At 63.9% G+C, this 13397-nt stretch carries 11 protein-coding genes; 3 read left to right on the top strand and 8 right to left on the bottom strand.

The genetic code is table 11. The annotated features are described in order from the left end of the window. Positions 1–14 precede the first annotated feature (14 nt). Entirely contained in the window at positions 15–1802 is a 1788-nt protein-coding gene (locus C4Q26_RS25905; RefSeq protein WP_104883895.1) for an acyl-CoA dehydrogenase C-terminal domain-containing protein, read from the bottom strand. Continuing rightward, entirely contained in the window at positions 1799–3037 is a 1239-nt protein-coding gene (locus C4Q26_RS25900; protein ID WP_023380607.1) for a 3-hydroxyacyl-CoA dehydrogenase, read from the bottom strand. The genes C4Q26_RS25905 and C4Q26_RS25900 overlap by 4 nt, the downstream gene beginning before the upstream one ends. Before the next feature lie 100 nt (positions 3038–3137). Here C4Q26_RS25900 and C4Q26_RS25895 point away from each other — a divergent pair, with 100 nt between their 5' ends. Beyond that, positions 3138–4037 (top strand): LysR family transcriptional regulator, encoded by a 900-nt coding sequence (locus C4Q26_RS25895; protein WP_023380608.1) that lies wholly within the window; start codon positions 3138–3140, stop codon positions 4035–4037. A 101-nt stretch (positions 4038–4138) separates the two neighbouring features. Further along, entirely contained in the window at positions 4139–6097 is a 1959-nt protein-coding gene (locus C4Q26_RS25890; RefSeq protein ID WP_023380609.1) for an alkyl/aryl-sulfatase, read from the top strand. Between the two features lie 19 nt (positions 6098–6116). Here C4Q26_RS25890 and C4Q26_RS25885 read toward each other — a convergent pair whose 3' ends face one another. The 3 genes from C4Q26_RS25885 to C4Q26_RS25875 are packed head-to-tail and all read right to left on the bottom strand — an operon-like array spanning position 6117 to position 8146. Continuing rightward, entirely contained in the window at positions 6117–6416 is a 300-nt protein-coding gene (locus C4Q26_RS25885; RefSeq protein WP_104881758.1) for a DUF202 domain-containing protein, read from the bottom strand. Next, positions 6409–6795 (bottom strand): YidH family protein, encoded by a 387-nt coding sequence (locus C4Q26_RS25880; RefSeq protein WP_104883894.1) that lies wholly within the window; start codon positions 6793–6795, stop codon positions 6409–6411. The genes C4Q26_RS25885 and C4Q26_RS25880 overlap by 8 nt, the downstream gene beginning before the upstream one ends. A gap of 13 nt (positions 6796–6808) precedes the next feature. Continuing rightward, positions 6809–8146 (bottom strand): DUF1329 domain-containing protein, encoded by a 1338-nt coding sequence (locus C4Q26_RS25875; protein WP_104883893.1) that lies wholly within the window; start codon positions 8144–8146, stop codon positions 6809–6811. Between the two features lie 149 nt (positions 8147–8295). On the opposite strand from C4Q26_RS25875, the gene C4Q26_RS25870 reads away from it, so the two are divergent. Further along, positions 8296–9258, top strand: coding sequence for a LysR family transcriptional regulator (locus C4Q26_RS25870; RefSeq protein ID WP_104881756.1), 963 nt, complete (start codon positions 8296–8298; stop codon positions 9256–9258). Here C4Q26_RS25870 and C4Q26_RS25865 read toward each other — a convergent pair. From C4Q26_RS25865 to C4Q26_RS25855, 3 genes are all read right to left on the bottom strand, one after another. Further along, the gene (locus C4Q26_RS25865) at positions 9243–10559 is read right to left on the bottom strand and encodes an MFS transporter (RefSeq protein WP_023380614.1); all 1317 of its coding nucleotides are present in this window, start codon (positions 10557–10559) and stop codon (positions 9243–9245) included. The two genes, C4Q26_RS25870 and C4Q26_RS25865, sit on opposite strands and share 16 nt — an antisense overlap. A gap of 61 nt (positions 10560–10620) precedes the next feature. Further along, complete coding sequence (locus C4Q26_RS25860) at positions 10621–11784, bottom strand: acyl-CoA dehydrogenase family protein (RefSeq protein WP_023380615.1); 1164 nt, start codon at positions 11782–11784, stop codon at positions 10621–10623. 15 nt (positions 11785–11799) lie between these two features. Continuing rightward, complete coding sequence (locus C4Q26_RS25855) at positions 11800–13347, bottom strand: AMP-binding protein (RefSeq protein ID WP_027906936.1); 1548 nt, start codon at positions 13345–13347, stop codon at positions 11800–11802. Positions 13348–13397 lie beyond the last annotated feature (50 nt).

Here is a 13397-nt window from a genome sequence, read left to right as displayed (position 1 = left end):
GAACGGCAAACCGGTCAGAAGGCGAAATGCGCTTCATCCAGGCTCATCAGGCACTGAGCACCGCCACGCAACGCCTCGCAGTGGGCACTGGCGCGCGGCAATATCCGCCGCCAGTAGAAAGCCGCCGCATGCAATTTCGCCTGGTAGAACGCGCCGTCGCCGCTGCCTGCAGCCAAGGCAGCGCTTGCGCGCTCGGCTGCCCGGAGCCACAGCGCTGCCAGCAGCACGTAGCCTGAATAGGCGAGGAAGTCCACCGACACTGCACCGATCTCCTGAGGGTCGCAGCGGCAGGCATCGAGCACTTCAGCGCTCAGGTTGCGCCACTCTTGTAGACGCTGGATCACCGCCTCGGACATGCCCACCAGTTCTTTTGCGTGGCATTGGCGCGCCGCCGCAAGTAGCTGATCGATCAACAGCCACAGCTGCTCGCCGCCGTCGGCCAATACCTTGCGCCGAACCAGATCCAGGGCTTGGATGCCATTGGTGCCCTCGTACAGCTGGGTGATTCGGCTGTCGCGCATCAGTTGCTCCATGCCCCATTCGCGGATGTAGCCATGCCCACCATAGAGCTGCACGCCAAGACTGGCGACCTCCTGGCCGACGTCGGTGAGAAATGCCTTCACGATGGGGATCAACAGTGCCGCCTGCCGGCCGGCGGCGGCCCGGTCCTCTGGCTGCTCGCCACCATGCTCCAGGTCGAGCGCCTGCGCCGCGAAAGCCGCCAACATGCGGCATCCTTCGCTGAGGGTTTTCTGGGTCAGCAGCATGCGCCGCACGTCAGGGTGGCAGATGATGGGGTCGGCACTGAGTTCGGGCGCCTGCGGCCCTACGAGGCTGCGCGACTGAAGACGCTCACGGGCATACGCCAGGCCGCCCTGGAAGGCCGCCTCGGCAATGCCCAGACCTTGTAGGCCGACCTGGAAGCGCGCGTCGTTCATCATGGTGAACATACAGGCCAGGCCCTGGTTGGCTTCGCCCACCAGCCAGCCACGGGCGCCGTCGAAGTTCATCACGCAGGTGGACGCGCCCTTGATACCCATTTTGTGTTCCAGCGCGCCGCATTCGAGCGCGTTGCGCGTGCCCAGTCCACCCTCGGCTGAGCACACGAACTTCGGCACCAGGAACAAGCTGATGCCGCGAACCCCGACGGGCGCATCGGGAAGGCGTGCCAACACCAGGTGGACGATGTTGTCGGTCAGGTCCTGATCGCCGCCGCTGATGAAAATCTTGCTGCCGCTGATGCGATAGCTGCCATCGCCGTGCGGCTCGGCCCGAGTGCGCAGCAACGCCAGGTCGGTGCCTGCTTGGGGCTCGGTCAGGCACATGGTGCCGGTCCATTCACCGCTGACCAGCTTGCCCAGGTAATCACGCTTGAGAGCGTCGCTGCCATGCCGGTGCACGGCCAAGGCTGCCCCCTCGGTCAGACCGGAATAGATCCGGAAAGACAACGAGGCGCTCATCAGCATTTCGTGAAAGCATGCCGAGACCATCTGCGGCAAGCCTTGCCCGCCGTATTCCAGCGAGCCGGTCATACCGCCCCAGCCCTGTTCCACGTACTGTTGGTAGGCATCGCGGAAGCCATCGGGCGTGATTACACGGCCCTGTTCGAGGCGACAGCCCTGCTCGTCGCCTTGGCGATTGAGCGGTGCCACCACCTCGCTGGCAAAGCGCGCACCTTGATCGAGAATGCCGTCGATGGTTTCACGGTCCAGCTCATTGCCCAAGCGGGTGCAATGGGCCGTCACGTCGAAGACTTCGTGCAGGACGAACTGCATGTCACGCAGGGGGGCCAGGTAGTTCATGCGCGGCCCTCGCGGACATTGGCCAACGGCTTACCCTCGGCCGCCAGACGCATCAGCAACCCAGACGGGCGCCAGTGCTCGCCGAACAGGCCTTGCAGACGCTCCAGGCGCCCCAGCAACGACCCCAGTCCCTGTTGGTCGGCCCAGCGCATGGGCCCACCGATATCCGCCGGGAATCCATAGCCATGCAGGTAGACGCGGTCGATGTCATCGCTGCAACTGGCAACCGACTCCTCGAGGATCTTCGCACCTTCATTGACCAGTGCCAGCAGGCATCGCTCGCGGATCTCTGCTTCGCCGATCTCACGCGGGCGCACGCCCAGGTCGTGGGCAACCTTGAGCACCAGCGCATCGACCTCGGGGTCGTGCACGGCTTCTCGGCTTCCAGGGGCGTAACGATAGTAACCCTTACCCGTCTTCTGTCCGAAACGACCCAGCGCACACAGGGCATTGTCGACCTGGGCCAGGGGGGCCTCCATTCCTACGCCGGCCAGCTGGCGGGCACGCCACTCCAGGTCGATGCCAACCACGTCGTACATGCGGAACGGCCCCATGGCCATGCCGAAGGCTTGCAGCGCCTCGTCCACCTGCCTTGGCGTCGCACCTTCCAGCAGTAGTTTGCGGGCCTCGGCGACATAGGTGGCAAGCATGCGGTTGCCGATGAAACCCGGACAGTTGCCAGCCACCACGACTTCCTTGCCCATCCGCTGCCCCAGGGCCTGGGCCGCATCGAGCACGGCAGGCGATGTGCGCTGACCACGTACCACTTCCAACAGCTTCATCACGTGCGCCGGGCTGAAGAAATGCAGCCCCAGTACCTGCTCAGGTCGCTGGGTCACGGCAGCGATCGCGTCTATGTCCAGCGCCGAGGTATTGCTGGCCAGGATTGCTTCAGCTTTGAGGGTATCGTCCAGCGTGCGAAAAATCTCCTGCTTGAGGGCAAGGTTCTCGTACACCGCTTCGATCACCAGGTCGACCTGGGCGAGGTCTGCATAGGTGGTTACCTGGCTCACGCGCGCCAGGCAGGCATCGGCCTCTGCCTGGTCGATGCGACCCTTGGCAACCTGCTGCGCCCAAGTCTGCTTGAGCATCGCCAGGCCCGTCTCCGTGGCGCGCGGGTCGTTATCCAGCCACAACACGGGCAGCCCTGCACGGGCCAGGCTGATGACAATGCCGCGACCCATCGTCCCGGCACCAATCACCGCCGTCTGCTCAACGTTATAGGGAGTATTCACGCATGACGCTCCTGATTCTCAGTGTGAAGGCATTGCCCCCACCCTAGTCAGGCGCCTACTATTTTTGAAATTTTCATTTTCCATCCCATGTATTTTTCGCATGAATATTGGCAACTTCGATCTCAACTTGTTGCGCGTGCTAGACATGCTGCTGCGCGAGCAAAATGTGTCTCGCGCCGCCGAGCGCCTGGCCCTGACCCAGCCCACGGTGAGCAACGCACTGGCCCGCTTGCGCGACCTGCTCGATGACCCATTGCTGGTACGGGTTGGCCGACGAATGCGGCCTACCCCGCGCGCGCTGGCCTTGGAGGGCCCGATCCGTGCGGCCTTACAACAGATAGAGCAGACCCTTGGCGGCGGAGACAGCTTCACGCCATCGGTGAGCCACCGGCAACTGCGCATCGCCCTCACCGACTTTGCCGAACAGCTATGCATGCCCGGGTTATTGACCACCTTGCACAACCAGGCCCCCCACCTGCGCGTGGATGTCGTGCATCTGGCGCCCAACCTGCCGGCCGAAGCCCTCGACCGGGGTGAACTGGACCTGGTACTGGGGCGCTTCGACGAAGTGCCGGCACGCTATGAGCGACGCCACTGGCGCAGCGAGACCCTGCATGTGGCAGTACGCCAGGGACACCCCGACGTCGATGGCGCACTCGACCTGCAGACTTTCCTGGGCTTGCGTCATCTTTGGGTGCACGGCGGCCAGACCCGTGGCATGGTCGATCAGTGGCTGGGCGAGCAGGGTCTAGCCCGGCGTATCGTCTACACCACACCCAACTATCTGCAAGCCGCACACCTTGCCGCCAGTTCTGACTTGTGTGTGGTATTGCCCACCGCGCTGGCGCGCCATTTCGCCCAGTTGCTGCCGCTGCAGGTATTCGACCTGCCCTTCGCCCTGGAACCGTTCCAGCTGGAGCTGGTGTACCTTGCTCACCGCCAGCACGATCCGGCGTTGGCCTGGCTGGTGGCCCGTATCATGGACATACGCGCCGGCTGAGCCATCGCATCCGGGCATGGCAGGGCATACAGCAGAGGTATTGGTTAGGCGCCAAGCTCTGTCCTTAGAGTGGTCGCCCTCAAAACAACAAGGAATGCCCCATGCGCCTACGATCTCTGCCCTACCTGCTGGCCATCGCTCTGCCCTTTACCGCGCACGCCGATTCGCCCGGCAAGGACGCTACCGACCTCACCCGCCAGAGTAATCAGCAATGGCTTCAACGCCTGCCGTTCGCCGACCGTAACGACTTCGCCGATGCTCGCCGCGGCTTGCTCGAAGCCGTGGACCAAGCCGTAGTCACTGCCGATGGCAAAACCGTCTGGGACCTGCAGCGCTATGCATTTCTCAACGGCGAGGCACCGGCCACGGTCAACCCGAGCCTGTGGCGTATCGCCCAGCTCAATACCATCGCAGGCTTGTTCAAGGTCACCGAGGGCATCTACCAGGTACGTGGCCTTGACCTGGCCAACATGACCCTGATCGAAGGCGAGCACGGCCTGATCGTCATGGACCCGCTGCTGTCGGTCGAGACTGCCAAGGCCGGGCTGGCGATGTACTTCCGGCATCGCCCGCAGCGTCCGGTGGTGGCGGTGATCTACACCCATCCCCACGTCGATCACTTCGGCGGAGTGCGCGGCGTGATCGACGAGGCCGACGTCAAGGCCGGGAAGGTTCAGGTCATCGCCCCGCAGGGCTTCTTCGAGCATGCCATCAGCGAAAACGTGTTGGCGGGGCCTGCAATGAAGCGACGAGCGCAGTACATGTATGGCGCACCGCTGCCACGCGGGCCGCGCGGCCAAGTGGACGCTGGCCTTGGCAAGGGTGTACCGGCCAATGCCACGGTCAGCCTGATCGCCCCCACGCGGCTGATCGAAAAACCCATCGAGACGCTGCGCATCGATGGTGTCGATATTGAGTTCCAGCTCACGCCCGGCACCGAGGCACCTGCCGAAATGAACCTGTGGTTCCCCACGTTCAAAGCCCTGTGCATGGCCGAGAACGCCTCCCACGTGCAGCACAACGTGCTGACCTTGCGCGGCGCCCAGGTGCGCGATGCCAAGGTCTGGGCGTACTACCTGGATCAATCGCTGTTGCGCTACGGCAACCAGGCCGAAGTGGTCTTCGCCCAGCACCACTGGCCGACCTGGGGTGGTGAGGCGATCCGCGAGTACCTGGCCGACCAGCGCGACATGTATGCCTTCATCGACAGCCAGACCCTGCGCCTGATCAACCGGGGCCTTGGCCCCACCGAGATCGCCGCCGAACTGACCTCGCTGCCGCCTCGGCTGGCCAGCAAATGGTACAGCCGCGACTATTACGGCTCGCTCAGCCATAACGTGCGTGCGGTTTACCAGCGCTACATGGGCTTCTACGATGGCAACCCGGCGACGCTGAACCCGCTGCCGCCACGCGAGACTGGCGAACATTACGTCAAGGCCCTCGGCGGTGCCGAGCGAGTGCTGACCTTGGCCAAGCAAGCGTATGACAACGGCGACTACCGCTGGGTAGCAGAGCTTACCCGCCACCTGATTTTCGCCCAGCCGGACCATCGCGCCGCGCGCGAGCTGCAAGCCGACGCACTGGAGCAACTGGGCTATCAAAGCGAAAACGCCACCTGGCGCAACGCCTACCTGACCGGCGCGCAGGAACTGCGTAACGGTGTGGCAACCACCGCCAGCAGGGGCGGTAGCGCCGATGACCTGGTGCGAGCGCTGACCCCATCGCTGTTCTTCGACTACCTGGGCGTGCGTGTCGATGCAGCCAAAGCTGCCGCGCAGGACCTGACCATCAACTGGCGCTTCACCGACATGAACGAGTCCTATGCCCTGACCCTGCGCAATGGCGTGCTTACCCACCGCGACCATACGCAACACGCCAAGGCGGATGTGCAAGTGTCGATGAGCAAGGCCACCTTGGACCTCATCGCACTCAAGCAGACCGGTTTCCTCAAGGAAACCAAGTCAGGTGGCATCGTCATCAGCGGCGAGCGGGAGAAATTCATGCGCTTCATGGCGCAGTTGGACGAACCAGATGGGCGCTTCAACATCGTCACGCCCTGATTGACTCGACAGCGCCGCTCTAGATTGAGCGGCGCAACCACACACACAGCACCAGCAGCGCCACCCCTATGGCACAGAGCGGCACGATGCAGGCGCCTGCGCGCCCTTGTTCGCTGCACAACATGCCCAGTCCTCGGCGGTAGATCCCCTGCTCCCGCACCCGCCCCAGCAACGCCAGCAGCACGCCCATGCCCGCAATGGCGAGCATTTCGCCGCGCCAGGCCAGGCATGCCACTAGCAGCAATGAGACTTGGGTACGCCGCCAGGCCAGCACCGTGCGTTCTGCCTGCAGTCCCTGGTCGACACTGCAATCAACCATGCCAACGCCCCCACAACGCCTCTACCAGCGCAATGCTGGCCAGCGCGCATGCGATGCTCAGCAGCGGTACCAGCCGAGGTAACGGCAATGGCGCTTCGCAACGCAGTGCGCGTTCCACCGTTAACCAGCGCCAGCCAGCGCCCAGGCTTACCAGCAAGCTGGCTGCCAGCAGTGCCATTTCCATCGCCACCCGACCCGGCTGGGGCCAGGCGTGAGCGGCGAATGTCTCGATGGCAATGGCCCCGCCGAGCAACGCCAGGGCTGTGCGGATCCACGCAAGAAAGGTGCGCTCATTGGCCAGGGTAAAGCGCGGGTCGGGAGGCTTGCCCTGCCCCAGCAACCAGCGTTCCCACGTACGGTGACGATGATCAGGATCCATCTAGGGTCCTTTTTCAGCGCAGCCCCTGGCTACGCAGTGCGCCGGGTGAGAAGTAAGATGCACTGGTGCGTACATTGAAGGCGAAGGGCCTGGGTTGCTCGTTGGTCAGGCCTGAGAGCTGGTAGCGGCCACTGCGTAGGTCGTAGATCGCCTCCATGGCGTTGACCAGTGACTGCCCCGCCACGTGGTAATAGCTGTGGGCCTGGGCCGTACGCCAAAGCTTTCCCTGGCGATCGTAGAAGTCCGCCTCGACGATGGCCCAGCTGTCCTCGTCCAGGTAGTAACGACGGCTCGCATAGATATGCTTCGCCCCCGGCTTCAGGGTGCCCACCAGTTCCCAGACCCGGTGCAGCTCGTAACGGGTCAACTGCGGGGTGACATGGCCTGGGCCGACCAGTGCTGCATAACCGACCAGCGGCGATGCCAGGCGATAGCTGTTATAGGGCACGTGCAGGGTCTTCTTACCGACCAAAGTCCATTCATAGAGGTCTGGAGCGCCGTTGAACATATCCCGGCTGTCGGCGGTTCGCAGGCCGGCAGTGCCCGGGGTGATGCTGTCATAGGCCAGCGCCGGTGCGCGACGAACCCTCCGCTGGCTGCTGCTGTACAACCACGACAAGCGCGGCTGCGCCACCTGGTCGAGGGTTTCGTGCAGCACCACGGCGTCACCGGCCAGGCGCGACGGCGCGGTCAGGCGGTAGCTCAGGTAGTACAACACGTTACCGGTCCGACCTTCGGCCAGTACATCGGGTCGGGCGAAGGTCTGTTGCATGCTCATCGTGACGAAGCGTCCGTCTCCCCGTGGGGTGACACTGTCCGAGGCCAGGCTGTAGCTGCCATTTCGCGGTCGCGTGAGGTGATTCCATAGCACTTGCAGGCCGTTGCTCGGCTGCGGAAATGCGAGCACTCCGGCAAAGCCCTGCAAGCCATTGCCATCGTTGGTCAAATGAACGCTGCTAGCGTTGTGCCGCGCCCACTCGGCCACTTGGGTCGACACCGCGACACTGCGATGCGACGGGTAGACAGGTAGGCGAAACGACTGGGGATAACGCTCGATCAAGGCCACTTGTCCATCCGTGAGCTGCTGACGATAGCGCTGGTAGTTCTGCGCGGTGATGACGTACAGCGGCTGCTCATCGGCGTAGGGATCCAGTGGCGTACCGTTGACCGACAGCGATACCTGACCCGCTTGCAAACCGCCAGTCCATGCCGGGACACTGCCATCGCGGGTAGGCCCTCGTTCGGCGCCCACGGGTGTCAGTTCCTCGGTCATCGGTGTCGCCCCCAGGTGCAGGGCCAACAGGCTGGCGTGGACGAGCAGGATGCAGCGCAGCAGTGCTAAAGATTTCATATCGCGTGGCCTCTTGTATTTACCGGACCTGACCGGGCTTGCCTTGGCCTGCCCTTTCGGGGTGATACTAGGAGCCGCGCTTCGAACCCCACAAATAACGTGTTCGGATACGTGCCATATCAGTTCGGCATACCCTTGGAACCGCTCCAATGACCTTGAAACAGCTCCGTTACCTGATCGCCATCGTCGAAGCTGGCAGCTTCTCTTCCGCCTCACGCCGGTCCTATATCGCCCAACCTGCGTTGAGCAGGCAGATCGGCCTGCTGGAGAGTGAACTGGAGATGCAGTTGCTCGACCGCCAGCACGACGGCATTGCCCTGACCGACGCCGGGCGCCAGTTGTACGAGGTGGCCCGCCAGGTTGTGCAGAAACTCGACTCGGTCAAGGACGAGCTGAAATCCAGCCGCGGCGACCCTAAAGGCCATGTGGCCATCTCCATTCCGGCCACGGCCGCCGACTTGCTGCTACCGGAAATCGTCAGGCGCGCCGAACAACGCTTCCCCGGGGTGACCCTGACGGTGTGGGATGGCCTGAGCCGAGAGGGTGGCCAGGCCATCGAACTGGGCAAAGTGGATTTTGGTGTGGTGCCCAACGCCGAGGAGCTCGAGCATGTGGAAGCCGAGGCAATCTTCACCGAGGCCCTCTACTGGGTCGGCGCCAGCGCGCCGGGTGCCGCCGACACCATCACCCTGGCCGAAGCGGCGGCCACCCGGTTGGTCCTGCCACCCCGCGCGCTACACCTGCGCCGCCGCATCGAGCAGGCAGCCATGGAAGCGGGCGTGCCCTTGGCAGCGGCCTATGAACAGCAATCGGCTCCCGGCATCGCCAGCCTGGTGCGTGCAGGCCTGGCGGCGACCATCAGCAACTGGCCGCCGCTCAGTGAACTGCTTGAACCCACGGCGGCGCGACGCATTGTCGAACCGCGCATCAGCCGCACCATCGCCTTGGCCCATTCGCGCCACAAGCCGCTGTCGTTCGCCGCTGGCTGCCTGCGCGACCTGGTGCGAGGCGTGTTGGTCGACCTGGTCAACAGTGGCCGTTGGCGGGGCGAGCTGATTGGGTGTGAGGCTGAGCCATTGGAGTCCGTGCTTGGTGTTCAGCTTGCGGTCTGAGAGCGCACCCGGACACCCCGCTTGACCACAGCTGGCTCGCGCAAGCGCTGTAACGTGCGCTGCGGATTCAAGGTCGCCAGGCCAACCAATCCGGCCAGCACCAGCACCGCGCCACATACCAGGAAACCCTGGGCGTAACCGGCCGGGTGTTCGGCCCCCGCGCCCTGCACCAGCAGACCAGTCACCACCGGTGCTGCCAGGCCGGCCAGTGAAGCGATACCATTGCCCATCGCGAGGATGCCGCCACGCTGGGCCGCCGGGGTGAACTCGGCGAGCATCGCCGGCCCCACCGAGTACATCACCAACGCCAGGCCCCCACTGAAGGTCAGCGCGGCAACCCGTACCGCAGTGCTCAGCCCAGGCAGGATCAACGATGCCGACAGTAGCCCTCCCAGCACCAGGCACAGCGAGACGAAGACTCCGCGCGCCACCCGCGACGGCATGCCTCGGCGCATCAGACGCTGCGATAGCCAGGCCAACAACAGGCTTAGCGGCGTGGTCACCACCACGAACATGACGAAGATGTGCCCCGTCTGCAGCGGATCGATACCCAGGCCGACCTGCAGGTAACTGGGCACCCAGGTCAAGGTCAGGGCCAGCGACCAGTTGGCTGCGAAGTGGCAAAGGTAGTTGCCAAGGACGCTGGGGTCGCTCAACAACCTGCGATACGGTATCGCCGTGTCATCCGCCCTGAGTTGGCTGGCACGCAGGCGCTCGAGGGTGCCCTCCTTACCCAGTCGCCACCAGAGCAGGCACCAGACCAGGCCGATCAGCGCAAGGATAATGAAGTTGGTGCGCCAGCCATAGTGCAGGCTGACCCAGGGGATCATCGCGCCCGCCACCAGCAGCCCCATGGCACTACCGGCATGCAGCAACGCTACCGGCAGGTTGCGTCGGTCATTGGGGAACCACTTGTACAGCGCATGGGTCGCCACCGGTGATGCCGGTCCCTCACCGATGCCCAGCAACACGCGGCAGGCAACGATCGCCCAGAGTGAGGTGGCGAACAGCATCGGCAGTTGTATCACTGCCCAGAAAAGGCCCATGCCCAACAGCAAGGTCCGTGTCGGGCGCCGGTTGGCCATGAAGCCACCGACCACGGCCGATGCGGCAAAGCACCAATGCAAAGCGCCACCGATCAGACCGAACTCAGTGGCCGTCAGGCCCAATTCGGCGCTCATCGGCACCGCCACCAGGCCGATCACCACCTTGTCGAGGAAGTTCACCAGCATCAGCAAGGCCAGCAGGACGGCCACCAGCCAGGCCGTACGAGGGTTGGGCAGCGAAGAATCTGCAGTCATGGCAAGTACTCTTGTTCTTGTTGTGGGGTGTTGCAAGGCCGCCCCAAGGGCGGCCCGACGGTCACGCAGGCATCAATACGCCTTTGGCGATGGTGTTGCGTTGGATCTCGCTGGTACCGGTGAGGATACGCATCATCCGCGTGGCGCGGAAAATCCACTCCACGGGATGGCCCTGCATCAGCCCGGCCCCGCCATGCACCTGCACCGCTTTGTCGGCGATACGAAACGCCGCTTCGGAGACGAACAGCTTGCACATCGGCGCCTGGGTGCGAATATCGCCTCCGGCGTCGTTCACCTGGGCGGTTGCATACACCATGCTGCGCGCGGCATGCAGTTCGGTGGCCATGTCGGCGATCATATGGTTCACCGCCTGGAACATGGCGATCGGCTGGCCGAACTGCTTGCGCGTACGCGCATGCTCGATCGACAGGTTCAGGGCCAGGCCGGCCATACCCAGCAGGGTTGGGCAATGTAGCAAGCGATTGAGGGTGATGCGGCCCATGGCGAGCTTGAAGCCCTGCCCCTCCTCACCGATCAGGTTGGCCGCTGGCACACGCACTTCGTCCAGCACGATATCGCCATGGGCTCCGCCGCCGGACATCACTGAATAGTCGCTCTCGACACGTACGCCCCGAGCCTTCAGGTCGACGAAGAACGCCGAAATCCCCTGGGCGCCCTGCCCCGGACCGGTCACCGCCAGCAGCACTGCCAGGTCGGCATAGGTCGCACCGGAAATGTAGCGCTTGCTGCCGCTGAGCACATAATGATCGCCTTCACGCCGTGCCTGGGTGCGAATGGCCGTTGCATCCGAGCCTGCCTCGGCCTCGGTCAGGGCGAAACACACGGCTTTTTCGGCGCGGCACACTGGCTGTAGGAAGGTCTCGACCTGATAAGGGCTGGCTACTTTGAACAGGTGGCCGACGCGCGGCGGCCCGGACAACTCGCCCAGTACATGCGGCGCGAGCATCGACCCGGTCAGCACCGTGGCCTCCTTCACCGCGCACAGGTCCGCGACGTTCAGGCCGGCACCGCCCATGCTTTCTGGCAACATGACCTTGTAAAGACCTTGTTCACTGGCGCGTTTCCACACCTGGCGCAGCACTGCCTGCGGGTGCGGACGTGCCCAGTCCAACTGTGCCTCTTGCTCCAGCGGACGAACCTGGTCGCGGACGAAACCTTCGATGGCTTCGATGATCTGCGCAGCCTTTGCACTTGGTTGATACATGCTGATGCTCCCTGATTAGATACGACGTTCGCTGTGTTGCCAGTAGGCTTCGCGGACCAGTCGGCGCACGACCTTGCCATTGGGGTTCTTCGGTAGTTCGGCGACGAAATCCACACCGCGTGGCTTCTTGAATCCGGCCAGGGCGCGGCCGCAGCGCTCGATCAGCTCAGCCGCATCCAGCTGTGCCCCAGGCTTGAGCACCACCACCGCGCGCACCGCTTCGCCCCACTGTTCGTCGGGGACGCCGACTACCGCCGCCTCGAACACTTCGGGGAAGCCATAGATCACCTGCTCCACTTCGCTGGGGTACACGTTGAACCCACCGGAGATGATCATCTCCTTCTTGCGGTCGACGATGAACACGTAGCCCTGGGCATCGACGGTCGCCAGGTCGCCGGTGAGGTAGTAGCCGTCACGCATGACTTCGGCGGTGAGCGCCGGCGCACGCCAGTAGCCCTGCATGATGTCTGGCCCCTTGACGACGATCTCGCCGACCTCGCCCGGCGCCACATCCTCGAAGGCCTCGTTCACCACCCGCAAATCGGTCTCGAAATAGCACCGCCCGCATGAAGCCAGGCGCTGGTAATTGCCATCCTCGACCAGATGGTCCTGCTCGGTCAGCACGGTCACCAGCGAACAGGTCTCGCCAGCACCGTAACCTTGCGCGAGGATCGGCCCGAACAGTTCGATGGCCTTCTTCACCAGGGCCGGCGCCATGGGGGCAGCGCCATACATGACCAGCTTGAGGCTGGACAGGTCGAAGCGCTCGACACCAGGGAAGTTCACCAGCCGGTTGATCATCGCCGGCACCAGGAACAGCCGGGTCACCCGCTCACGCTGGATGGTCTCCAGCAACAGCGAATCGTCAAAACGGTCCAGCAGGAGGTTGCATGCGCCGACTGCCAGCAGCGGCATGATCTGCATACCGCTGGCATGGGTGATCGGCCCTACGTGGGCCATGACGTCATCAGGTCCGGAGCGACGCGTGGGGCTGGCGATACTCTTGCGCACCAGGGCCTTACGGTTGCCGAACGACAGCATGGCCGCCTTCAGCACACCGGAGCTACCCGAGGTATAGTGCAGCACCGCCAGCGCATCGTCGTCAGGGTCCCGGCAAAACGGCGCTTCGCTACCGAGTTCGAGCAGCGCGTCGTATCGCAGGTCACCGTCATCGCCTTCCAGCGCGATAACCTTGCGCAACATCGGTAACGTCTCGCGTCGCTCGGCCAGCGCGCGGGCGAAGGTGGCATCGGTGATCAGCGCAACGCTGCAAGCGTCTTCCAGCACCCGCACCACTTCATCCAGCGACAACCGCGCGTTGATCGGCACCTTGACCATCGCCGCCTTGTACAGGGCGACCTCCGCCTCCACCAACTCCACACGGTTGGCTGCCAGGATCGCCACATGTTCACCGGCGGCCACACCCAGTGCCCCCAGCCCCGAGGCCAGTCGGTTGCTACGGTGCTCCAGCTGGGCGTAGGTCAAGCGCGTCTGACGGTCCGCCACGGCGGTGTGGTCAGGCCAGTAGCGGGCACTGCGGGTAATGATCTTTCCAAGGTTCACGTTGTTGTTCTCGTCGACAGGAAGACGTCGACGATGCTAAACAGCGCGGA

It is taken from the genome of Pseudomonas sp. SWI44, from assembly GCF_002947915.1.
Classification (GTDB): domain Bacteria; phylum Pseudomonadota; class Gammaproteobacteria; order Pseudomonadales; family Pseudomonadaceae; genus Aquipseudomonas; species Aquipseudomonas taiwanensis.
The sequence above is the reverse complement of the archived record's forward strand: the minus strand, read 5'-3'. Positions and strand labels throughout refer to the sequence as shown.